Consider the following 23,908-nt stretch of genomic DNA (forward strand, 5'->3'; position numbering starts at 1 on the left):
GCGCCAGTGATATCAATCTATTCCGCAGATTGTTTCACGTGAAACATTTTTTGTTTTTTGTAATTATTGATTTATGCATGTTTAAATTTCTGCCGTACCTATTGAAATTTATCTTTCTTTTTATCATGTTTGTAAAATATAAGTTTTTTTGATTTTTTTCAGAAAAAAATTAGCTTTAAGGCCAGCAGCATCAATGGATTTCAGAGATTGTTTCACGTGAAACATTTTTAATTATTGTTGATTATGTTCAGTATCCTATCTAGGTCGTCCTTATTATAAAATTCAATCTCTATCTTGCCTTTTCTGCTTTTGAATATTAAATTAACCTTTGTGCCAAATTTATTCTTCAATTGATCCCTTATGTCATCAAAAACAGGATTTTGTTTTAGAAATGCTTCATTAGTAAAGAGCACCTTTTTAATTGTGAATTTCTTTAACAGCTTTTCTGTCTGGCGTACATTCAGGTTCTCATCAATTATTCTCTTTGATATCTCATATTGTATTTCTTTATCTACCAAATTGCTTATTGCTCTGCCATGTCCTTCGGTCAATACTCCGTCCATAATGTATTGCTTTACTCTTTCATCCAAAGTCAAAAGCCTCAATATATTTGCAATGGAAGAACGGCTTTTTCCTATCCTGTCAGCTATTTCTTCCTGGGTTAAATTGAATTCATCCATCAATCTTTTATATGCAACGGCTTCTTCTATGGCAGTCAAATCTTCCCTCTGTAAATTTTCTATAAGGGAAATCTCCATTATTTCTTTTTCAGTGAATTCTCTCGTTATTGCTGGAATTACTTTTAACCCTGCGATCCTGGCTGCCCGCCACCTTCGCTCCCCTGCTATTAATTTATAGAAGTTTCCTTCCTTTTTTACGATTACGGGCTGTACCACTCCGTGATTTTTAATGGAATCTGCCAATTGATTAAGCTTTTCTTCATCGAATTTTTTTCTGGGCTGGTCTGCATTTGCTTCTATTTCATTTATATTTATATTTACTACTCCGTCGTCATTTGAATTTGATACTCCGATGTCAGGTATTAAAGCCTCCAGGCCTTTTCCCAGTGCAGATTTTCTTGCCGCCATTTATATCACTTCCTTCCTGTTTTTCATATGGTTTTTAATAAATTCCTTGGCAAGGTCTTCATAAGCTTCGGCACCTCTGCATTTTGGATCGTAAATCATGATAGGTTGTCCAAAGCTCGGGGACTCGGCCAGCTTTATGTTTCTGGGAATCATGGTAGTGTAAACCTTTCCCTTAAAGAAATTCTTAACCTCGTCAACTACCGCCGTTGAAAGGTTTGTCCTGCCGTCGTACATACATAATATGACGCCTTCAATCTCCAAAGCAGGATTGAGCCCTTTTTTCACCAGCTGTATTGTACGGATCAGCTGGCCCACGCCTTCCAATGCATAAAACTCGCATTGTATGGGGATGATCACGCTGTCCACTGCAGCTAAAGCATTAATAGTCAGTAAGCCTAAAGAAGGTGGACAATCTATAAAAATAAAATCGTATCTGTCATCTAAGGATTTTATTGCTTCCTTTAATTTTACCTCTCTTTGATTTACTTCCGTCAATTCTATTTCCGCTCCTGCTAATTGCACAGTAGACGGAATTATATCCAGATTTTTTATGGGTGTATGCAAAATCGCTTCATCAGGTGAAACTCCTCCGATTATTACATCATATACCGATAGGTTTATATTTTTTTTATCCATACCTATACCGCTTGTGGTATTTCCCTGCGGATCTATATCAATTGTTAAAACTTTCTTTCCCCATGTTGCAAGATATGTACATAAATTGATATTTGTCGTAGTTTTTCCTACTCCGCCTTTCTGATTAAATATGGCAATCGATTTAGCCATCTCTCCACCTCTTTCGTAAAACAATAAGTCCCTTGTTCTATTATAAATTTTTTTCACAAATATTAATATATATTTTTTTAAAGAATATATATTAAAAGAGCCCGTACATTAAATTTTAGGGGGAATATAAATGCTTAAGTTAATACTTTCAACTTTTCTTTTAGTTTTTATTGCAGAATTGGGGGACAAGACTCAATTGACGACCATGCTTTTGGCGGCCCAGAATAAATCTATCTGGCCGGTTTTTTTAGGAGCGTCCCTGGCGTTGATATGTTCCTCTTTGGTGGGAGTATTTGCAGGAGGAGTTATAACAAAATTCGTACCGCCTGAAGTCATTCAAAATTGTGCGGCCATTGCTTTTATATTAATTGGAGTGCTTCTTCTTTTTGGCAAAATATAAAAAGGTGCATATGTATGCACCCTAGATTGTTTTGGGTATTTTTACCATTACTTCAATATATTCATCCTTATCTACAAAGGAATACTGAGCGTTAATCCCATTTTTTTCCATGGACGATTTTATTGTATTTATATATATCTTGGCATTCATTATTGCCTTTTTTATTCTCTGGCCTTTTTTATTATCTTCAGAAGCTGCAACTTCTAATTTTGCCAGTTCAATTTCTATTATCTCTTCTGTCTTTTTAACATTGTAGCCCGATTTTTGAATCTTTTCCAAGACGCTTAGCTGCATTGCCTCATCGGGAAGCTTCAATAAAGCTCTTGCATGCCTCTCGGTCAATCCATATTCCATAAGCTTCGCCTTTACCTTAGGCGACAGCCTCAATATCCTCAGCTTGTTTGCAATAGTGGACTGCTTTTTCCCTATAAGCTCGGCCAATTGCTCCTGAGTGTAATTGTGATCCTTGATAAGGCTTTCAAAGCCCTCTGCTTCTTCTATATAATTTAAATCTTCCCTCTGGAGATTTTCTATTAAAGCTAATATTGCGGAGTCTCCGTCGGTAACATCAATTATTATTGCCGGTATTTCAGTTAAGCCAGCCAGCTTTGAAGCCCTCAAACGCCTCTCTCCTGCAATTAGTTCATAGTATTTGCTGCCGTTGGCCCTTATTGTTATAGGTTGAAGTACACCATATGTCTTTATGGAATCAGTTAATTCTTCTAAGCCTTCCTGGCTGAAGTATTTTCTTGGTTGATAAGTATTGGGACGAATTAGTTCTATAGATATGTTTTTTATTTCTCTATCATTACCTAAAGCCATATACACCATCCTTCTTTATTTTTGGTGACTCCAATTAAATGTAAGCGTTTCACTTTAAATTAATTCGCCATTTCTTCCTATGTTCCTGCTATGTTTAACTTAATCTTTGTTAAATTGCAAAATAATTCGTACTACAATATTATTATAAATTTTTAAATTCATGCTCTATAATTCGTCACATTATAGGGTTTTTTTCTATCATTCCTGCCTTGCGCGGATATTTCCCGGGACATAATTTTACCTTTTTTACTACGGCTATGTAATGGGAAAAATCACTGCCATAGACCTTTGTCGAAACTATTTCTTTCAATTCGCCGCCTAAGGTTTCAATAGCAGCCTTTGCCTGTTCTATTTCATCAAATATCGCAGGCCCTTTCTGGCATAAAAGATAGCCTCCCTGCTTCACAAAAGGCAGGGTAAACTCGGATAAAACAGCCATGTTTGCGACAGCACGTGACAATACTATATCATATTTCTCCCTGTGGCTCTTATTTCTTCCGTAATCCTCAGCCCGGCCATGGATAACTTCACATTCAATATTTAATTTGTGCGCCATCTCTTTTAGAAAATTTACCCTTTTATTAAGAGAATCCAATAATGTCAATTTTAAATGCGGCAGAGCGATTTTTAAGGGCAGCCCTGGAAAGCCGGCTCCCGTACCAACATCAATAACTTTTTTATCTTTTAAATCTATACCGCATTGGACACAGGACACCGAATCCAAGAAATGCTTTATGAATACTTCCCTTTCTTCCGTTATGTTGGTTAAGTTCATCCTTTGGTTCCACTGTATGAGCATTTCCTTATATATAAGGAAGGAATCCATCATTTTATCAGTTACATCTATATTTAATTCTCTCAAGCCTGTTTCTAAAACTTTCCTGTTTTCCATAAAATCACCCTGATCATCTTCTCTTTATTTGCTCTAAATAAATCAAAAGAACCGAAATATCCGCCGGCGAAACCCCTGAAATACGGGAGGCCTGCCCTACGGAGGAAGGCTTTATTGAATCCAGCTTTTCACGAGCCTCCAGCCTTAAGCCTGCTATATTTCTGTAATCTATGTCCTCTGAGAGCTTTTTGTTTTCCATTTTTTTAAACTGCTCAGCCTGCATAAGCTGTCTCTTTATATATCCTTCATATTTTATGAGGATTTCAACCTCTTCCTTTACGCTCTTTTCCACATCAGGCCTGTTGACATCAATTGGTTTTGTATTTTCGTAATTAAGTTCCGGCCGCTTTAACAGCTCCGAAAGCTTGATGCCGCTTTTTATTTCAGCGCTTTGTAGAGAGTTCAAAAACTCCACCACATTAACTGTTGGGGTAATAAATACCGACATAAGCCTTTCGATTTCTGAATTTATATCTTCATGCCTTTTTAAGTACCTTTGATATCTCTCCTCAGTTACCAGCCCTGCATTATATCCTATTTTTGTAAGCCTCATATCAGCATTATCCTGCCTTAATATAAGGCGGTATTCAGCCCGGGAGGTCATCATCCTGTAAGGTTCATCCGTCCCCTTTGTAACCAGGTCATCTATTAAAACCCCAATATAGGCTTCACTCCTGTCTAAAATCATCGGCTCCTTGTTCTTAATTTTAAGGGCGGCATTAATACCTGCCACAATTCCCTGGGCTGCCGCCTCTTCATAGCCTGAGCTTCCGTTTATCTGGCCGGCGCAGAATAAAGAGTCAATACTTTTCATTTCCAGGGAAATTTTCAATTGCGTAGGGTCGATGCAGTCATATTCTATGGCATAAGCAGTCCTCATCATCTGAACATTTTCAAGCCCCGGCACCGTCCTTAAAAATTCAATCTGAACATCCTCAGGAAGACTGCTTGACATCCCCTGGACATACATTTCCTCAGTGTCTTTTCCTTCAGGTTCAATAAATATCTGATGATTCTTCTTATCGGGAAACATCATTATCTTGCTCTCAATTGAAGGACAATATCTTGGCCCCACGCCCTGTATATCCCCCGAATACAATGGTGAACGGTGGATGTTTTTCCTTATGATTTCATGAGTATTTTCATTGGTATAAGTAAGATAGCAGGCTATCTGCTCCCTGTTTATCTCACCCGACATAAAGGAAAAGGGGGTGATTATTTCATCTCCCGGCTGTATGAGCATTTTTGAAAAATCCACACTTCTTCTGTTTATCCTGGCAGGGGTTCCTGTTTTAAATCTCTTCAATAAAACGCCGTGCTTTACCAAATCATCGGATAATTCATTGGCGGCAAATAGCCCGTTAGGCCCTCCGTTATAGGATACCTCTCCAATTATTATCCTTCCTTTAAGGTAGGTCCCGGTAGTTAAAATAACTGCCTTTGTTTCAAAGTAAGCTCCGTTTTTTGTATAAGCGCCTTTCACTTTTCCGTCCTCTATTTCAAGCTTTACAATTTCATCCTGCTTTACATCGAGGTTATCCTGTTTCTCCAAGGTGTGCTTCATAGTAAACTGATAGGCTTTTTTATCTGCCTGGGCACGAAGAGAATGTACTGCCGGACCTTTTGCCGTATTGAGCATCCTGGATTGTATGAAGGTTTTATCGATACAAACACCCATTTCACCGCCCAGTGCATCCACTTCTCTTACCAGATGGCCCTTTGCAGTCCCGCCTATGGCAGGATTGCAGGGCATCATGGCAATGCTGTCTAAATTTATTGTGCACATCAGTGTTTTACATCCCATACGTGAAGCCGCCAGGGCTGCTTCACAGCCGGCATGGCCCGCACCTACAACAATTACATCATATTTTCCTGCTAAATAAGACACTTAACCCCCTACTTTCCTATACAAAACTGGCTGAATATCCTGTTTATGATATCCTCATGAACGTTTTCTCCCGTAATCTCCCCTATGTATTCTACACATTGCTTTAAATCAATGGATACCAGATCAAGGGGCATCTGCCGGCTTAGAGTGTTTACGGCTTCCATAAGGGATGTTCTGGATTTTATAAGAAGGTCCTTATGCCTTATGTTCGTCACCAGAACATCAGACTGATATTTTACTTCACCCTTATAAACCATGGCATAAATCTCATCCTTTAAGTTTTCCAGGCCTTCGCCTGTTTTTACCGATAAATTAATTATCCTTTTTTCATTTACAAATTCCTTTACCTTTGATATGTTAAGCTTCCTGTCTAAGTCTACCTTATTTATCAAAACAATGGCGTTTTTATTTCCCAGTAAATTAAATATCTCTTCATCCTCAGAGCTTAGCTCGCTGCTATAATCCAGCATCAAAATAATAAGGTCGGCTTTATTGAAGTATTCCAATGTACGCTGGACTCCTATTTTTTCAACCTCATCCTCAGTGTTCCTTATGCCTGCAGTATCCATGATGTTTATGGGAATTCCCTTTATATTTAAATATTCTAAAATCACATCCCTGGTAGTGCCGGGTATGTCGGTCACAATTGACCTGTTTTCCTCCAATAATGCATTGAGCAGGGACGATTTTCCCACGTTGGGTTTTCCTATAATAACGGTATTCAATCCCTCCCTTAAAATTTTCCCTGTATCAGAAGAAACTATTAAATCTTCCAGGGACTTTGAAATTTCAAGGCAGTCATTTTCAATCTGACCATACATCAATTCCTCTATATCATCATCGGGAAATTCAATGAGGGCTTCTACATGGGACATCATATCAACAAGCCTATCCTTTATTGCTTTTAATTTATTGGAAAGCTTTCCTTCAAGATGTTTCAGCGCTTCATTCATGCTGCTGTCAGTCTTTGCCCGGATCATATCTATAACGGCTTCTGCCTGGGATAAATCTATCCTGCCGTTTAAAAAGGCTCTCTTTGTAAATTCTCCCGGCTCGGCTAACCTGGCACCGCATTTTAATACGGCTTCAAGTATCCTCTTAACGGGAACTACTCCGCCATGGCAGTTTATCTCCACCACATCTTCCTTCGTATATGTATGGGGAGCCTTCATGAAGCTTACAATTACTTCATCAATTACTTCATTGTTCGAGGGATCAATTATGTGTCCGTACCGCATGGTAAAGGTGCTGAAATCTGAGGTATCCTTATTCTTTATGCTTACAAATATTTTATTTAAAATATCAAGGGAATTTTCTCCCGACAGCCTTACAATTCCTATGCCCCCCTCTCCCGGTGCAGTAGAAATTGCAGCAACCGTATCGTCAATATGCATTTTACCACCTTCGTTTTATATTTGTTAGCTATATTGTTATACAATTGTACTTTGTATTTGTTATCCATTCGTTATATAACTGTATATTTGTTTTAGCTTCATTTTATGCTTTCAGTAAATATCATTATATAGTTGCTGCTGTGTTTCGAACAACGTAAATGAGCATTGTGAGAGTTCTTAGTAGGTTCTTGGCGGCGCTGCCAAAGATATTCTTGGTATTTTCGATTGTTTGAGCGCACAGTAAGTTATCGAAAATTCCTGTATTTTCAAGGCAGGGAGCCTCAGAACTTAAAGAACCCGAACTGTAAATTAAGTGTTCTAAATGCTGCAGCTTCATTATATCATGAATTTTACACGGTAAAACTCATACGAAATAATTTCAAATGGCTATGCTACTTGAAATCATTATTTATATTATACCCAAATTCAAAAAGCCCAAATTATTGGGCTTTTCATTACTTCCTCTTAGCTTCAATTACAACTTTTCTATAGGGTTCGTCGCCTTCGCTATGGGTTGTTACATATAAATTGTCCTGAAGAGCTGAATGTATAACCCTTCTTTCATATGGATTCATAGGCTCTAAAACCACATTTTTACCTGTGGACTTAACCTTGATGGCCAGCCTGTTTGCCAGTTTAACAAGGGTCTCTTCTCTTTTCTGCCTGTAGTTTTCGGTGTCAAGGATTACTCTTTTGTATTCGTCGCCTTCGCTGTCCTTATTTACTACAAGGCTTACGAGATATTGAAGAGCATCTAAGGTTTCACCTCTGTGGCCTATTAAAATCCCCATATTGGGTCCTCTTAAAGTCACCTTTATGGCATCTTTTTCTTCCTGCACTTTAATTTCAGCCTTTATATCCATAGAGTCTAAAACATCTCTTAAAAAAGTTTTGGCAGCAAAGATGTTGTCCTTCTTTACCGTCAGCTTCACCCTGGCAAGCTTGGAGCCCAATAAACCAAATAAGCCCCTGCTTCCCTCATCGATAATCTCAACATCTACCTTTTCTCTTGCTATGTTAAGCTCATTGAGTCCGTTTTTGATGGCATCCTCCGGACTTCTGCCCGTGGCTTCAATCATCTTTTTCACAGAAACAACCCACCTCCCTCAATAATGTTGTTATCCGTTACTTTTGAGCTGCAACTTCTGCTCTTTTTCTTATGAATTTATTTAATGAATACTGTATTCCCATCTGCAATAAATTATTTATTACCCAGTATACTACAAGACCGGTGGTCATGGTATAGCTTATATATGCAAAGAATACAGACATGATTACATTTGTTCTGTTGTTTGTCATTGCGTTGGGTTCCTGGTTTTTAGGCGTCAAAAGCCAGGTTGATAAAAAGGTTGAGGCTCCGGAAAGCAATGTATAGAAAAGAACCAAAACGATATTGCCTGCTTCCTTTAAAGGCTTTTGCAATGCCACTCCCAAAAAGGTTGCGTCCCCGAAATTGAATTCCCTGAATACGTAAAACACCGCAAACAACACCGGCATCTGAATTAAAAGAGGCAGACATCCGGCAAAAGGATTTACACCTTCCGATTTATATAAATCCATCTGTGCCTGCTGCAACTTCTGCGGATCATTTTTATATTTTACCTGAAGTTCCTTTATTTTTGGCTGTATCATTTGAGTTTTAACAGTAGAATTTGTCTGTAGAATATTAAAAGGCAGCAGCACTACTTTTAAAAGCAAAGTGAAGAGAATAATATCTAATCCATAGTCCGGAACTATCGTATGTATCCAGTTAAAAATGTCTATCAATATGTTTTTTATAGCATCCACTAATTTAACCTCCTCAATTATGGTACCGGGTCATATCCACCCTTGTGGAAGGGATGGCATTTTAATATCCTTTTCACTGACAGATAAAGACCTTTAACTGCCCCGTATTTTTTGAAAGCCTCTAGAGAATATTGGGAACAGGTAGGATAAAATCTGCAGCTCGGCGGCTTTAAAGGTGAGAGAAACCTTTGATATAGTCTGATTATGAATATAAATATATACCTCAAGGCACCACCTTATTCTATAAAAAGTTCAGATTTTTTGAACAGGCTAAGCATTGCCTTTTCTATCTCTTTATATGTAGCGTCCTTTGCTTTTACCCTGGATATAAACACAAAGTTATATCCTTTTTTAAGACCGGCACTGTTCAATCTGTAACTCTCTTTTATTCTTCTTCTTACTTTATTTCTTACAACGCTTTTCCCTACTTTTTTGCTTACGGAAAAGCCTGCTCTATTATAATCCGTTCCGTTTTTTACTATGTACAACACCAGCAGATGGTTGGAATATACCTTTCCTTTATTATATACATGCTTGAACTCTGAATTTTTTCTTAATTTCCCTAGTTTCTCCATTATCTTTTCTTCAACCTTTCGGGAAATAAGCTACTGCAGAAAAAGGCCACTATCCGCGGCCTTATACTGTCAATCTTTTTCTTCCCTTTCTTCTTCTTCTCAAAAGGACATTTCTGCCTGGTTGGCTACTCATTCTGCTTCTGAAACCATGTACTTTCTTTCTCTGCCTCTTTTTTGGCTGATAAGTCATTAACATCATCAACACCCCCTTACATAACCTATGACATATATAAGCAAAAAATATAAAATCTACATTAATAAATACTATACATTTATAACGTATCTTTATACTTTATAATGCCTGCTTATCAATTTTTTGCAGTCTATTAAAATTATATATTTGAAGATTCCATATGTCAAGAAACATGTATATTGTTAATATTTTTAATATATAGTTTATATTTTTTGTGGATAAGTTATTGATTAAGATTTTATTATTTGTTATTATATAACTGATTGTTGATAACTTGTTAATTTGGCAGGTTATACACAGACTGTGGATAACCATGTTGATAACTTGTTGATTAAAGGTGAATTTTCCTCCTTTTACTCGAAAAAACTCGTATAATAATGTTAATATATAGTTTTAGACAATTGTGAATTATATTTTTTATTTATTATAATATCCATTTTATTAACATTTATAACAACACTGTGTATAACTCTTAACTATTATATCAACATTTTTGAAATAACTTATTTTGTTGATATCTTTGTGGATATTTTAGTATTAATACTTTTAAATCATCCGCCTGGAGCAAATTTTTTTTCCAGGCTTTAATAATCTTATTTACATATACAGGAGGCACCTTTATGAGCAAAGAGTTGCTTGATATCTGGGAAAAAACACTTAACATTGTAAAATCCGAACTTACTGAGGTTAGTTTTAATACATGGCTTAAATGCATCGAGCCTGTTTCCATAGATAGCGACACCATAGTACTTCAGTTACCTAACGATTTTACCAGAGGCATTTTGGAAGCCCGGTATAAAACTCTGATTGTAAACGCTTTGAAGCTTGTTACTTCAAAGAAATACAACATAGAGTTTATTTTGAGCAACGAAGAAATTCCCAGGAGCTTAAATAAAGATGTAAATTCCATACCCCAGCATAAAAGTTCCCATGATGATGTGAATTCACAGCTTTTAAATCCTAAATATACTTTTGATACCTTCGTAATAGGCAACAGCAACCGGTTTGCCCATGCTGCATCACTGGCAGTTGCCGAGTCACCGGCAAAAGCGTACAACCCTCTTTTTATATATGGGGGGGTGGGCTTAGGCAAGACCCACCTTATGCATGCCATCGGCCATTACATACTTGAGAACAACCCGAAATCTAAGGTAGTTTATGTTTCATCGGAGAAATTCACAAATGAATTGATTAACTCCATAAAGGATGACAAAAATGTTCCTTTCAGAAATAAATACAGAACCATGGATGTGCTTTTAATAGACGATATACAATTCATAGCAGGGAAGGAAAGAACCCAGGAGGAGTTTTTCCATACCTTCAATGACTTGTACGAGGCTAATAAACAGATTATAATCTCCAGCGACCGTCCTCCAAAAGAAATTCCTACATTAGAGGATAGGCTAAGGTCCCGCTTCGAATGGGGGCTTATTGCCGACATTCAGCCGCCGGATTTTGAGACCAGAATAGCCATATTGAAAAAGAAGGCGGATATTGAAAATATCGGCGTTCCAAATGATGTAATGCTGTACATTGCAAACAAGATACAGTCTAACATCAGGGAATTGGAAGGTGCGTTAATAAGAGTAATTGCCTATTCTTCCCTTGCCAATAGGGAAATAAGCGTTGATTTGGCAAGCGAAGCCTTAAAAGACATAATTGCAAATAAATCAAAGCAAATAACAGTTGAGCTTATACAGGATGTGGTTGCAAGCTACTTCAGTCTTCGGCCGGAGGATTTCAAATCCAAGCGCCGTACCAGGAATGTTGCTTTTCCCAGGCAAATAGCTATGTACCTGGCAAGAAAGCTCACTGATTTATCCCTCCCCAAAATAGGAGATGAGTTTGGCGGCAGGGATCATACGACGGTTATTCATGCCTTTGAGAAAATAACAAACGACCTCAATAACGACGAAGGCCTGAGAGATACATTAAATGAAATAAATAAAAAGCTGGTTCAGAAGTAACCTTATATTTTATTAACAAAAATATAAAGGTCATAGGCTTATAATATGTTAATAACATTTTTTATATCAAAGCTTTTATAATAATGTGGATAATTACTTTTTTAAGCAGGTATATTATCCACAACTATTTTAATATAATTTTTCATGTATTTTAAAGGCTCATATTAGTTATCCACAAAACCACAACGCCTACTACTAGTGTTACTAACTTTTTTTTATATTTTATTATTATTAACCTTTATTCCTGTTTATTTCTAGCTGTGGATATCTAATAAGAGAAAACAAATAATTAGGGGCTCCTCTTAGACAAGCTCGTATTTATTTCACAAAAGAGGGAAAGCATTCCCTTACATTAACAACATTAAAAAAGGAGGCTTTGTATGAAATTAAGATGTTCAAAGGGTGAACTATTAGAAGGCATATCAACGGTGCAAAAAGCCGTTACAGGCAGAACAACTCTTCCTATATTGGAAGGAATACTTATAACATGCTACAATGACAGGCTCACTCTTACGGCTACAGACCTGGATTTAGGCATTGAAACTCAAGTTAACTGCGAAATTATTTCTAAAGGATCCGTTGTATTAAACTCAAGATTGTTAGGCGATATAGTAAGAAGGCTTCCTGATATGGATATAGAAATAGAAGTGGATAGCTTGTACAATACCACTATCAGCTGCGGCAATTCAAAATTCAATATAATCGGACAGAATCCCGATGAATATCCCGAGCTTCCGGTTATAAACGAAAACATACTGTACAGGATTCCTCAGGACTTACTTAAGAATATGATAAGGCAGACCATATTTGCAGCTGCCCAGGATGAAACAAGGCCTATTTTAACGGGTGTTTTGTTCGAGGTAAGGAACAGCGTTTTGACAATGGTGGCACTGGATGCCTATAGGCTGGCTTTAAGAAGGGCAAATTTAGGAAATGCCGACGATATAACAGCTGTCATACCCGGCAAAACCTTAGGCGAAGTGGGAAAAATACTGGCGCAGACCGATGATGACATAGCCATAACCTTCACACCCAATCATATTCTCTTTACCATAAACAATACAAGGGTAATATCAAGGCTGCTAGACGGTGAATTCATGAACTACAGGCAGATAATACCCGAAGAATTCAAGACAAAGGTAAAGGTAAACACCAAACTTTTATTGGACAGCATAGAGCGCGCTTCCTTACTTGCCAAGGAAGGCAAGACAAACCTTATAAAAATGGAAATAGGAAATGATGAAATAATCATCACATCCAATTCTCAATTGGGAAATGTACATGAGCAGGTAGGTATAGAATTTGAAGGAAGCGATATAAAAATTGCATTTAATTCAAAATATTTTATTGATGTATTGAAGATAATCGATACCGATGAAATTTATCTTGAGCTTTCAAGCAGCGTAAGCCCCTGTATATTGAAGACAGAGGACTGGGAAAGCCATACATATCTGATATTACCTGTAAGATTGATATCTCAGTAAGATTAGCCCAACTAAGTTGGGCTTTTTTTGCATAATATAATATTATGTATGAATCTTTGATTTGTTATATTAAAAATACTTCACTTAAGAGGTGCATTTGATGAACAAGGTAACTATAAATACAGAATTCATTAAGCTTGACCAATTCTTAAAATGGGCAGGTATAGCAGAACACGGAGCAGCCGCCAAGGCCATGATACAAGACGGAATTGTAAAGGTTAACGGTGAAGCTGCCACACAAAGAGGAAAGAAGCTTTATAAAGGCTATGTAGTAAGTGTGGAAGGTCTTGGAGAATATGTGATAGAATAATAAATGGTTCTTAATTTAATTGTTGCTTAAGTTCCCGGAGGTTTCTATGTATGTAAGCAGAATGGCGCTTCAAAACTACAGAAATTATGATAAGCTGTCCTTGCATCTGCATCCCAGGCTTAATATATTTTTTGGAAATAATGCCCAGGGAAAAACAAACCTGGTGGAATCCATATATATGTGCGGCACCGGAAGGTCTCACAGAACCTTCAAGGATAAGGAGATTATAAGATGGGATACATCAATCAGCAGCATCAAAAATGAGGTAGTAAAAAAAGAAATGGTGACTACCATTGAAATAAACTTATTTGACGGAAAGGCTAAAAACATTAAAGTAGGCGGAGTCAGGATAGATAAGATGTCCGATCTGTTCGGAAATTTAAATGTGGTCATGTTTTCCCCCGAGGATTTAAAGCTCGTAAAGGAAGGTCCGGTTTTTAGAAGAAGGTTTCTGGATGTTGAAATATCCCAGGTAAAGCCCAATTACTTTTATAATCTTAATCAATATAACAAGGTATTGCTTCAAAGGAACAACCTTTTAAAATCCATCAAATATGATAATTCGCTGACTAAAACCCTGGACGTATGGGATGAGCAGTTATCCCAGTACGGTTCTTATATAATCACTTACAGGCTGGATTTTATAAAAAAGATAGGTATTTTGGCAAAGCTTATACACAGGAAAATCACCAACGGAAAAGAGGAGCTATCAATATCCTATTCCACCCAATTCAAAGGAGTTTCAAACAGGGAAGATTTAAAGATCGGAATTTATAAAAAGCTTATTGAGAGAAGGCAGGAGGATATAAGGAGAGGGATTACCACAGTTGGCCCTCACAGGGATGATATGGATTTTTATATAAACAATATAGATGTAAAAACCTACGGATCCCAGGGGCAGCAAAGGACTACGGCACTTTCACTTAAATTAAGCGAGCTGGAATTTATCAAAAGCGAATGCTCCGAATATCCGGTGCTTCTTTTAGATGACGTATTATCCGAATTGGATATAAACAGGCAGAAATTCCTGCTTGACAGCTTAAAAAACATCCAGACCATCATAACATGTACAAGTATTAACGACATTATCGAATTCCGGAAAAACGACAGGTATCTTTTTGAAGTAATCGAAGGAAAGATAAATAAAATAGAGGAATAGTGAGAAAATAAATTATCCTTTTAGATTATGGCAAAAAAGGGTATAATTATTATATAATTATTTATAAAATTCAAGTCTTTATAAAATTATCCGAAATCAAAGGTTAAATTCAGAAACAGGAGGCGAATCGATGTTCATTCATCTGGGCGAAAATGTTGTTATACCTATTAAGGGTATAATTTCTATTATGGATATGGAATCAACAAATATGTCCAATGATACAAAGCAGTTTTTAAAAACAGCTGAAGAAGAAGGGTTTGTAAGAAAGATATCCCAGGAAAAACCCAAATCCTTCATTCTTGCGGAAATAAATAAAAAGAGCATTATATACCTATCTCCCATATCATCTGTTACCTTAAGTAAGAGAAGTGGCTTTATAGATACGCTTTGAGTATAATTATGAAGACCGTAGTGAGTAGTCATTACGGTTTTAAAATGGCAGAAAAATTAAAAGGATTGTTTAAGGGGGATTTTAATGGCTAAAAATATAGAAACCTATGATGAGAGTCAGATACAGGTCTTAGAAGGATTAGAGGCCGTAAGAAAGCGCCCGGGTATGTATATTGGAAGCACCGGGCCAAGGGGACTTCATCATCTTGTATATGAAATAGTTGATAATAGTATAGATGAAGCTTTGGCAGGCTATTGCGATACTATTGAAATTGTAATAGGCAAGGATAATTCAATTTCGGTAACAGATAACGGCAGGGGTATGCCCGTTGGTATGCATCCTAAAATGAAAAAGCCCACTGTCGAGGTTATAATGACAATTCTTCATGCAGGCGGAAAATTCGGCGGAGGAGGATACAAGGTATCGGGAGGATTGCACGGCGTTGGTGCATCGGTAGTTAATGCCCTGTCCGAGTGGCTTGTTATTGAGGTTAAAAGAGAAGGCAAGTTATACAGCCAGAGATATGAAAGGGGAAAACCGGCAACGGAATTCGGCGTTGTAGGCAATGCGAGAGGTACCGGAACCAAAGCTATATTCAAGCCGGATCCTGAAATTTTCGAAGATCTCAACTATGATTATGACACCCTTGCAAACAGGTTGAGAGAATTATCATTCTTGAATGCAGGAATAAAAATAATCCTAAAGGATGACAGAGAAGGAAAGGAAGAAACCTTCCACTATGAAGGAGGTATAGTTTCTTTCGTAAAATATCTCAATAAAAACAAGGAAGTAGTTTTCAACGAGCCCATATCAATTCAGGGTAAAAAGGACGATACAATTGTAGAAATAGCCATTCAATACAATGACAGCTATACTGAAAATATATTTTCCTTTGCAAACAACATAGATACAACCGAGGGCGGAACTCATTTAAGCGGATTTAAGGCAGCCCTGACCAAAGCCTTTAATGATTACGGAAAAAAGTATAATTACATAAAAGAAAATGATAAGCCGCTATCCGGTGAAGATATAAGGGAAGGCCTTACTGCCGTTATTTCGGTAAAATTGACTAATCCCCAGTTTGAAGGCCAGACAAAGACAAAGCTTGGGAATACAGAGTTAAGGGGAATAGTTGACGGCATTGTATATGAAGGTGTAGTTGCATTTTTTGAAGAAAATCCTTCAATCTCAAAGGTGGTTTACGACAAGGCACTGACTGCAGCAAGAGCAAGGGAAGCTGCAAGAAAAGCCAGGGAACTTACCAGGAGAAAAAATGTCCTTGAAAACACCTCCTTACCTGGAAAACTGGCAGATTGCTCCGAAAGAAATGCAGAGCTTTGTGAAATATACATAGTTGAGGGTGACTCGGCAGGCGGCTCGGCAAAGCAGGGCAGGGACAGAAAATTCCAGGCTATCCTGCCTTTAAGGGGCAAGATAATGAACGTTGAAAAGCAGAGGCTGGATAAAATTCTGGGCAGTGAGACCATAAGGTCCATGGTAACAGCCTTTGGAGCAGGCATAGATGACGATTTTGACGTTGATAAAATAAGATATCACAAAATAATTATAATGACTGACGCCGACGTTGACGGCGCTCATATAAGGACTCTTCTTCTGACCTTCTTTTACAGGTACATGAGGCCTTTGATTGAGAAGGGACATGTATATATTGCCCAGCCGCCTTTGTATAAAGTAAGCAAGGGCAAGAATGAATATTATACATATTCAGACAAAGAGCTTGAAAAGCTCTTAGACCAGATAGGCAGGGAGAACTATACCATCCAAAGATACAAAGGCTTAGGAGAAATGAATCCGGAGCAGCTGTGGGAAACCACAATGGACCCCAAAGTCAGAGTGCTTTTAAAGGTTGATATAGGAGACGCCATTGCCGCCGATGAGATATTTACAATACTCATGGGTGACAAGGTAGAACCAAGAAGAGAATTTATAGAGATAAATGCTAAAAAAGTACAAAACCTTGATATATAGCGGGCAGTAAAAAAGAGGTGAAATAAAAGTGGATCAGGACAGAGATAAGATAGTACAAGTAGACATAAAAGATGAAATGAAAAAAAGCTATATAGATTACGCCATGAGTGTTATAGCAGGCAGGGCTCTTCCCGATGTAAGGGACGGCTTAAAGCCTGTACATAGAAGAATACTCTTTTCAATGAATGAATTGGGTGTAACCTCCGACAAACCATACAGAAAGTCGGCCAGAATAGTCGGAGACGTTTTGGGTAAATACCATCCTCATGGTGATGCATCGGTTTATGATGCGATGGTAAGGCTTGCCCAGGATTTTTCTACAAGATATGAGCTTATAGACGGGCATGGAAACTTCGGTTCGGTGGACGGTGACAGTGCTGCAGCAATGCGTTATACCGAAGCAAGGATGAGTAAAATCGCATCGGAAATGATGAGGGATATTGAAAAGGAAACCGTTGATTTTATTCCTAACTTTGACGATACATTAAAAGAGCCGTTGGTTCTTCCATCCCGTTTTCCGAACCTTCTGGTTAACGGTTCCCAGGGTATAGCCGTCGGTATGGCAACAAACATACCTCCCCACAATTTAGGCGAGGTAATAGACGGCGTTGTTATGCTAATCGACAATCCGGAAGCTACTGTCAAGGAATTGATGGCCAAGGTTAAAGGCCCTGATTTCCCGACGGCAGGCATTATAATGGGTAAAGAGGGCATAAAAAATGCCTATGAAACAGGCCGCGGAAAGATTACAGTAAGGGCCAAGGCGGATATTGAGGAGATGTCGGGAGGAAAGACAAGGATAATAGTTACCGAAATCCCCTATATGGTCAACAAGGCAAGGCTTATTGAAAAAATCGCCGAGCTTGTAAGAGACAAGAAGATTGAAGGTATTTCCGATTTAAGAGACGAATCCGACAGGGATGGAATGAGGATTGTCATCGAGATAAAAAGGGATGCCAATGCCAATGTTATATTGAATTTACTGTATAAATACACCCAGATGCAGGATACCTTCGGAGTTATAATGCTTGCATTGGTTGACGGACAGCCGATGGTTTTAAACTTAAAGGAAATTCTTCATCATTATCTTAACTTCCAAAAAGAAGTTATAGTAAGGCGTACAAAATACGATCTTGCAAAGGCCGAAGCCAGGGCTCATATTTTGGAAGGTTTAAGAATTGCCCTTGATAATATTGATGAAATAATAAAAATCATCAGGGGTTCTAAAACCGTAGGCGATGCCAAGGTGGCTTTAATGGAAAGATTCGGCCTTACGGAAATCCAGTCCCAGGCCATAGTGGACATGAGGCTTGCCAGATTGACTGGCTTAGAAAGAGAAAAAATTGAGGAAGAATATGCCGAGCTTATCAAAATGATTAATTACTACAGAGAAGTTCTGGCAAATGAAAGATTGGTTTATCAGATTATAAAGGATGAAATCCTTGAGATAAGAAAGAAATATTCCGACGGAAGAAGATCCAAGCTGGTAAATAAAATAGAGGAAATAGATATAGAGGATTTGATTCCCGAGGAGCAGGTTGTAATAACCCTTACACATTTTGGTTACGTAAAGAGATTGAGCATCGATACATACACCGCCCAAAAGAGGGGCGGGAAGGGCATAGCCGGCCTTACCACAAGGGAAGAGGATTTCGTGGAGCATTTGTTTATTACCTCCACCCATAACAATATACTCTTCTTTACAAACCAGGGCAGAGTGTACACTATGAAGGCCTTTGAAATCCCCGATGCTTCAAGGCAGGCAAAAGGCACTGCCATAGTCAATCTTCTGCAATTAAATACCAGGGAGAAAATACAGGCTGTAATGACGGTAAAGGAATTTGAGAGTGATAAATATATCGTCATGACTACAAAGGAAGGAATTATAAAGAAGACTCCATTAGAACAGTTCCATTCCATAAGAAAGAACGGCCTGTATGCTATTAACTTAAAACAGGGCGATGAGCTTATAGAAGTTAAATTGACTGACGGAAAGCAGCAGATACTTATTGTGACCTCCAACGGTTACAGCATAAGATTCAGCGAGGAAGACGTCAGATCCATGGGCAGAGGGGCCGCCGGCGTAAAAGCCATAACCTTAAGGGAAGGCGACATCGCCGTCGGTATGGACGTTGTGGATGAGACTGCCGAGCTTTTAACCGTCAGCGAAAGGGGCTTCGGAAAAAGGACGCCTCTTAAGCAGTATTCACCCCAGGGAAGAGGCGGCAAGGGAGTCAAAACCTACAAAGTCACCGAAAAGACAGGAAAACTGGTAGGCGCAAAGGTGGTAAGAGACCCGGATGAAATATTGATGATTAACGATATGGGCACCGTAATAAGATTGAATGTTTCAAACATATCCGAAACGGGAAGAAATACCTTAGGCGTCAAACTGATGAAAACCGGCGATGATTCCAATGTCGTATCCATAGCCAAAATAAACAACGAAGATAAAGAAGATTTATAAATTTATAAGTTAAAACTGCTTGGGCAAACAGCTTAAGCAGTTTTTATATGCGCGCGAATTCTGTCCTGTACCTCTAATCACTATCTATCAAAAAAACAATGATATCCTTTTGGATTTTCATGAAAAGGATGGTATAGAAGATGGATTCAAGATTATCGATGAGACAATTAAAAATATGGGAAACTATGGTATAGTATAAAAAGAGGAGTGATTTTATGTCTGATGATAATGTTCAATATGAAAGACCTTTGAGTGATGAAGAATTAAAAAGGGCGGAAGAAGAGGGAAAAATAGGGAGCAGGGACAGAATACATACTGTAATATTTGCTTTCCTGGTGGGAATGGCATTTGATTATCTGTTTTATGATAAATATCCGGGGTTGTCATTCACCATATTCGGCGTACTGCTTATGGGGTTCTTTTTCTACAGCGCGAGGGAGAGGATAAACTATAAAAGGAAGACGGGCTGGTTTGTACTGGCAGTAATATTCCTGCTTTCTTCAAACTTCGCAATCCGTTCCAACAGCTTCCTGGCCACATTGAATGCCCTGTGTGTGCCCTTACTTACAGTAGCCTACACCATACTTGTGACAAATGAAAAACCCGATTGGTCCAAGCCTTCTTTTATAATAAAGATGGCAGAGAGGATATTTTACCTTTCATTTTTGAATGTATTAAAGCCCTTTATATTTTTAAAACAATTGACTGCAAAGAAAGAAAAGGGTGAAATTAATAAAACCAGAAGAAGCATACTGATAGGGCTTCTTGCCTCCCTCCCCGTCCTCATATTTGTAGTTCCCCTTCTTTCTTCGGCTGATATGGTTTTTAATCATTATATAAGAAACATGGCAGATATTTTTGACTTCATTAAAATGGATAATTTATTTATCCACATCATTTTGACAGGAGGCGTTTTCCTTTATGTATTCGGATATGCCTGGAGCTTTAAATTTTCAGATGCCAACAGGGAATATCCGGAGTTGGAAAAGGAAGGTAATATAGATCCTACGGTTATAATTACAATGCTGGGGGTAATGAATGCGGTATATCTTCTTTTTACTATAATACAGTTCTCCTATCTTTATGGAGGGGCGGAAGGCATGGTGCCCCAGGGCTTTACCTATGCCGAGTATGCCAGGAGGGGCTTCTTTGAACTGGTGGCGGTGACTATGATCAATTTTGCCATATTGATAACAGCCATGAGGGTGGCTAAAAATGACAATATTAAGCTAAATAGGGTATTGAACGGTTTCTTAAGCGCCCTTGTGATATTTACCTGTAATATGTTATTCTCTGCCCACTATAAGATGTCAATGTATGAAGAGGCCTACGGCTATACCGAGCTTAGGATATACGTACATATATTTATGCTCCTCATGTTCATATTGTTCATACTTGCCATGGTAAAAATATGGCATGTCAGGTTCCAGTTCTTCAAAGTCTCCTTCACCTGCGCAGTCTTAATATATGTGGCCCTTAATTTTATGAACGTCCACAGCATAATTGCCCGGAATAATATTGAAAGGTATTATGCCACGGGAAATATAGATATAATGTACCTGTTAAACCTCTCATACGACAGCGTCCCCCAGGTCGTTGAACTTATGGAGGCAAGGGGAGCCGACTTTCCAGAGGATGTGAAGGTACGCCTCAGGGAGAAATACAATTCCATAAACAGGGATTATAAATGGATGGAATATAATTATTCAGTTGCCAGGGCCCAAAGAGTTTTAGGGGAGTACTTCTCAGGTGAATAATACCATACAAAAAAGAGGCAAAATACTTCTCTGGCAAGGACATAATAAATTAGAATTTGCTTAGAAGGTATTGTACAAATTCTTTATAAAAGGAGTATGCTATGATTAGTTTACTTAATCCCGGAAGCCTCGTGCTGGGCCTGATTGCCTGGATGATTCCTTTCGTTAATCTCATACGATATAAAAATCATGATCATGGAAATGGGGCTGCTCTTTCAATTATGAGCATCACTGCCTGTGTTGTTTCACTATGTTTTCAGATTTTCTATAACTATCATCTGGTTAAGATTGAGGATTGGTCTGCTCTTATGGACACAACTGCTGCTGTAGCGTTGGCCGCCGCAGTTCTTCTCATCGTTACCATCATTTTAAATGCAATTACTCTGCTTATATATCGTGACAGAAAAGTGAGATGTCTAATTCCGGTTTATAAGGTTAAAAATAATTAATCACAGTGCAAAAAGGATTAATTCGCCTTCGTAAGATATTGCAACTCTGTTTTAATAAAGAATCTATAATAGACCTAATTGGAAAATAAGGAGGGTTACTTATGTTGTATATGGCTATTGAGCATCTTAAGTACCGGGATGGTAAAGAAGAAAAATTTTTATGATATTGCTATTTTTCTTTATGCTTCTCTATAACTTTAATGGAAAACTCATGTGCTTTTGATGGATTATCATAAATATCAAAAAGAAACTCACTATTTTCAATAAACTCTGGAGGCCCCATATATGATCTAATTGGAATCGAAAAATCGTATTTATTATTTTTTAATTTAAAGAAAAAATTATATTTATTGCTAATCCAATATATTGGAACACTTTCGTCCAGAACTTTAAAATATCGTGAATCAACCCACTCAGGCCAGGAATTTTCTATGATGAGTAAATACTTTATTGTTTTTGAAAATTTGGCTATAGCGAAAACTTCAAGTTCAAGGCTGTCAAATGATACATCAAACCATGCATTTAGTTTTTCAAGCTTCTTCATATCATCACCCTTAACAAGCATAACCTTCACTTCCTATTTTCAAAGTTTAAAATTAAAAAAAATAGGTATATATTTATGTCCTATTTTGTACATATTTCTCCAATATATTTGCTCTTCCAGGATTACCATATGCGTTTTAAGACTTTTTGTAGTTAGAACAACCCTCACAGATTTTTAACGTTTGTTTATTTGATAATCCGAAATTTTCTCTGATTGCTTTTGTATGCCCCTCAGTTTTTAAATCACATAACTCAGCAATTATTTCAATGCATTCTGCTTCGCTAATAGTACATTTTTTTAATGGGCAATGCTCGTTGAATTTCATCTTGCTGCCTCCTGTATAATTAATTAATTTTATGATCGGTCTGTGAAATGGCCTGTTGTCTCTTCTGTAAACATGGCTTGTTATATAAAAAAAGATGTTTCATTAATTATTGATGATAAACATTCAAAATAATGAAACATCCTTTATAATAAAATTTGTTCAATTACCTATAAATCTTATTACATCCTTTATTAATGATTCATCAAAATCCCTTCCATATATAAAAATTAAGTTATCTCCGTCATGTCCTTTAATAAATATTGAGTTGGTATATTTTTTTTCAATAAATTCAAATGGAGAAATAAGAGGTTTTTTCCAGTCGAATTTATTACCAAATTCCTTCCAACTTAATATCGAGCTTGGATTAAAGAATACTAAAGTCTCGAAGTATTGCCACAATATAAGTATTTGATTATATGTCCCCTCATTTGTCGGTAAATAGCCAATGCTATCAAAACGTGTTTCATCAAGCCTATATTTTACTTCATAAAATCCGTTTTGTTTAAGATACTGTGGTACCTGATTCCTGTATTCTAGTAGTTCATTATCTTCTAAGAAATAATCTTCTCGAGCAAATTGAAAATAAAATTTATCTCCATTTGATAGTATTTTAATAATTTCTTTGAGATTTTCCATTGATTTATAATCGTAGGTTTTTATATCCCTTATATTTAACTGATGCAAACTATCTCCGTATTCATCAAATATTATTCTCATATTTTAGGCTCCTTTATTTATCTAAATCTTGTCCCCAGTTCCAAGGATAGATACCTCGGTGTATTTTTTGCGCAGCCTTACCAACTCCCCAGTGTCCATGTAAACTATGAGCCGGATCCCAGTCTATTCTAAATTTTGTGCCACCTTTATACGCAAAAAATGTTCCGCCTGGTCCTCCTTCCGCATTAGGATTTGCATACAATACCATAGTTTTAGTAGTTGGTTTAAATCCACGTCCGCCATGTCCCTTAAATATTATTGGTGTTTTGATCCTTGTATATTTGTTATCTGTAGCTACACCAAATATACCCATAACTGTAATATCAAGTGCTACTTCTGCTACATCATAAGCAGTTTTATTGCCACCAAATACAGTTTCAGCCATATAGTTAGTTCGTAAGCGCGCAATAACAGAGTGCCTTGTAAGATAAATCAGGACTGGCTAAACTACAAGTAGCGGTCATCTATTTCCCGCATATAGCCTGAACCTCTTCCGACCAAGGCATAAGTTCCTCCAAAGATT

Annotated in this window: 26 protein-coding genes; 11 read left to right on the forward strand and 15 right to left on the reverse strand. The window is 37.5% G+C overall.

The features are described 5' to 3' along the window. Nucleotides 1-227: 227 nt before the first annotated feature. Nucleotides 228-1,088 carry a ParB/RepB/Spo0J family partition protein gene (locus OXPF_RS18375; RefSeq protein ID WP_054876676.1) on the reverse strand — a complete coding sequence of 287 codons (861 nt, stop codon included), beginning with the start codon at nt 1,086-1,088 and terminating at the stop codon, nt 228-230. Then, complete coding sequence (locus OXPF_RS18380) at nt 1,089-1,874, reverse strand: ParA family protein (RefSeq protein ID WP_054876677.1); 786 nt, start codon at nt 1,872-1,874, stop codon at nt 1,089-1,091. It lies immediately after the preceding gene. Between the two features lie 130 nt (nt 1,875-2,004). Between OXPF_RS18380 and OXPF_RS18385 the strand changes: the two genes are divergently transcribed. Further along, nucleotides 2,005-2,274: a TMEM165/GDT1 family protein gene (locus OXPF_RS18385; RefSeq protein ID WP_054876678.1), complete on the forward strand. Its 270-nt coding sequence runs from the start codon at nt 2,005-2,007 to the stop codon at nt 2,272-2,274. Nucleotides 2,275-2,295: 21 nt separating this feature from the next. Here the strand turns inward: OXPF_RS18385 and OXPF_RS18390 are convergent, their stop codons facing one another. The 9 genes from OXPF_RS18390 to rpmH form a co-directional block, all read right to left on the reverse strand. Further along, the gene (locus OXPF_RS18390; protein ID WP_054876679.1) at nt 2,296-3,096 is read right to left on the reverse strand and encodes a ParB/RepB/Spo0J family partition protein; all 801 of its coding nucleotides are present in this window, start codon (nt 3,094-3,096) and stop codon (nt 2,296-2,298) included. A 175-nt stretch (nt 3,097-3,271) separates the two neighbouring features. Further along, entirely contained in the window at nt 3,272-3,988 is a 717-nt protein-coding gene (gene rsmG, locus OXPF_RS18395) for a 16S rRNA (guanine(527)-N(7))-methyltransferase RsmG (RefSeq protein WP_054876680.1), read from the reverse strand. 13 nt (nt 3,989-4,001) lie between these two features. Further along, entirely contained in the window at nt 4,002-5,876 is a 1,875-nt protein-coding gene (mnmG, locus tag OXPF_RS18400; protein WP_054876681.1) for a tRNA uridine-5-carboxymethylaminomethyl(34) synthesis enzyme MnmG, read from the reverse strand. Between the two features lie 8 nt (nt 5,877-5,884). Beyond that, complete coding sequence (mnmE, locus tag OXPF_RS18405) at nt 5,885-7,270, reverse strand: tRNA uridine-5-carboxymethylaminomethyl(34) synthesis GTPase MnmE (protein ID WP_054876682.1); 1,386 nt, start codon at nt 7,268-7,270, stop codon at nt 5,885-5,887. Between the two features lie 455 nt (nt 7,271-7,725). Further along, nucleotides 7,726-8,349: an RNA-binding cell elongation regulator Jag/EloR gene (jag, locus tag OXPF_RS18410; protein WP_054876714.1), complete on the reverse strand. Its 624-nt coding sequence runs from the start codon at nt 8,347-8,349 to the stop codon at nt 7,726-7,728. Nucleotides 8,350-8,395: 46 nt separating this feature from the next. Continuing rightward, nucleotides 8,396-9,058, reverse strand: coding sequence for a YidC/Oxa1 family membrane protein insertase (locus OXPF_RS18415; protein ID WP_054876683.1), 663 nt, complete (start codon nt 9,056-9,058; stop codon nt 8,396-8,398). Nucleotides 9,059-9,075: 17 nt separating this feature from the next. Next, nucleotides 9,076-9,285: a membrane protein insertion efficiency factor YidD gene (gene yidD, locus OXPF_RS22195; protein WP_152967804.1), complete on the reverse strand. Its 210-nt coding sequence runs from the start codon at nt 9,283-9,285 to the stop codon at nt 9,076-9,078. A gap of 9 nt (nt 9,286-9,294) precedes the next feature. Then, nucleotides 9,295-9,633: a ribonuclease P protein component gene (gene rnpA / locus OXPF_RS22200; RefSeq protein WP_054876684.1), complete on the reverse strand. Its 339-nt coding sequence runs from the start codon at nt 9,631-9,633 to the stop codon at nt 9,295-9,297. A 61-nt stretch (nt 9,634-9,694) separates the two neighbouring features. Then, nucleotides 9,695-9,829 carry a 50S ribosomal protein L34 gene (gene rpmH, locus OXPF_RS18425; protein WP_054876685.1) on the reverse strand — a complete coding sequence of 45 codons (135 nt, stop codon included), beginning with the start codon at nt 9,827-9,829 and terminating at the stop codon, nt 9,695-9,697. 617 nt (nt 9,830-10,446) lie between these two features. Here rpmH and dnaA point away from each other — a divergent pair. The 10 genes from dnaA (at nt 10,447) to OXPF_RS18480 (ending at nt 21,799) form a co-directional block, all read left to right on the forward strand. Continuing rightward, on the forward strand, nt 10,447-11,793 hold the full coding sequence (dnaA, locus tag OXPF_RS18435; RefSeq protein ID WP_054876687.1) for a chromosomal replication initiator protein DnaA: 1,347 nt from the start codon (nt 10,447-10,449) through the stop codon (nt 11,791-11,793). A 380-nt stretch (nt 11,794-12,173) separates the two neighbouring features. After that, nucleotides 12,174-13,277, forward strand: a complete 1,104-nt coding sequence (dnaN, locus tag OXPF_RS18440; protein WP_054876688.1) for a DNA polymerase III subunit beta — start codon at nt 12,174-12,176, stop codon at nt 13,275-13,277. Nucleotides 13,278-13,377: 100 nt separating this feature from the next. Then, entirely contained in the window at nt 13,378-13,587 is a 210-nt protein-coding gene (yaaA, locus tag OXPF_RS18445; RefSeq protein ID WP_054876689.1) for a S4 domain-containing protein YaaA, read from the forward strand. 46 nt (nt 13,588-13,633) lie between these two features. After that, nucleotides 13,634-14,746 (forward strand): DNA replication/repair protein RecF, encoded by a 1,113-nt coding sequence (recF, locus tag OXPF_RS18450; protein WP_054876690.1) that lies wholly within the window; start codon nt 13,634-13,636, stop codon nt 14,744-14,746. Between the two features lie 130 nt (nt 14,747-14,876). After that, the gene (gene remB, locus OXPF_RS18455) at nt 14,877-15,137 is read left to right on the forward strand and encodes an extracellular matrix regulator RemB (protein WP_054876691.1); all 261 of its coding nucleotides are present in this window, start codon (nt 14,877-14,879) and stop codon (nt 15,135-15,137) included. Nucleotides 15,138-15,221: 84 nt separating this feature from the next. Further along, nucleotides 15,222-17,126, forward strand: coding sequence for a DNA topoisomerase (ATP-hydrolyzing) subunit B (gyrB, locus tag OXPF_RS18460; protein WP_054876692.1), 1,905 nt, complete (start codon nt 15,222-15,224; stop codon nt 17,124-17,126). Nucleotides 17,127-17,154: 28 nt separating this feature from the next. Further along, entirely contained in the window at nt 17,155-19,593 is a 2,439-nt protein-coding gene (gene gyrA / locus OXPF_RS18465; RefSeq protein WP_054876693.1) for a DNA gyrase subunit A, read from the forward strand. 19 nt (nt 19,594-19,612) lie between these two features. After that, the gene (locus OXPF_RS18470; RefSeq protein WP_054876694.1) at nt 19,613-19,792 is read left to right on the forward strand and encodes a hypothetical protein; all 180 of its coding nucleotides are present in this window, start codon (nt 19,613-19,615) and stop codon (nt 19,790-19,792) included. A 16-nt stretch (nt 19,793-19,808) separates the two neighbouring features. Beyond that, complete coding sequence (locus OXPF_RS18475) at nt 19,809-21,350, forward strand: DUF4153 domain-containing protein (RefSeq protein ID WP_054876695.1); 1,542 nt, start codon at nt 19,809-19,811, stop codon at nt 21,348-21,350. 101 nt (nt 21,351-21,451) lie between these two features. After that, nucleotides 21,452-21,799, forward strand: coding sequence for a hypothetical protein (locus tag OXPF_RS18480; RefSeq protein ID WP_054876696.1), 348 nt, complete (start codon nt 21,452-21,454; stop codon nt 21,797-21,799). Nucleotides 21,800-21,968: 169 nt separating this feature from the next. Here the strand turns inward: OXPF_RS18480 and OXPF_RS18485 are convergent, their stop codons facing one another. The 4 genes from OXPF_RS18485 to OXPF_RS18500 all read right to left on the reverse strand — a co-directional run bounded on the left by OXPF_RS18485 (nt 21,969) and on the right by OXPF_RS18500 (nt 23,770). After that, entirely contained in the window at nt 21,969-22,364 is a 396-nt protein-coding gene (locus OXPF_RS18485) for a hypothetical protein (protein WP_054876697.1), read from the reverse strand. Between the two features lie 115 nt (nt 22,365-22,479). Then, nucleotides 22,480-22,668: a hypothetical protein gene (locus OXPF_RS18490; protein ID WP_054876698.1), complete on the reverse strand. Its 189-nt coding sequence runs from the start codon at nt 22,666-22,668 to the stop codon at nt 22,480-22,482. Between the two features lie 159 nt (nt 22,669-22,827). Further along, nucleotides 22,828-23,385 carry a hypothetical protein gene (locus OXPF_RS18495; protein ID WP_054876699.1) on the reverse strand — a complete coding sequence of 186 codons (558 nt, stop codon included), beginning with the start codon at nt 23,383-23,385 and terminating at the stop codon, nt 22,828-22,830. A gap of 13 nt (nt 23,386-23,398) precedes the next feature. Then, the gene (locus tag OXPF_RS18500; RefSeq protein ID WP_054876700.1) at nt 23,399-23,770 is read right to left on the reverse strand and encodes a hypothetical protein; all 372 of its coding nucleotides are present in this window, start codon (nt 23,768-23,770) and stop codon (nt 23,399-23,401) included. Between the last annotated feature and the right edge of the window lie 138 nt (nt 23,771-23,908).

It is taken from the genome of Oxobacter pfennigii (genome assembly GCF_001317355.1).
Lineage (GTDB): Bacteria > Bacillota > Clostridia > Clostridiales > Oxobacteraceae > Oxobacter > Oxobacter pfennigii.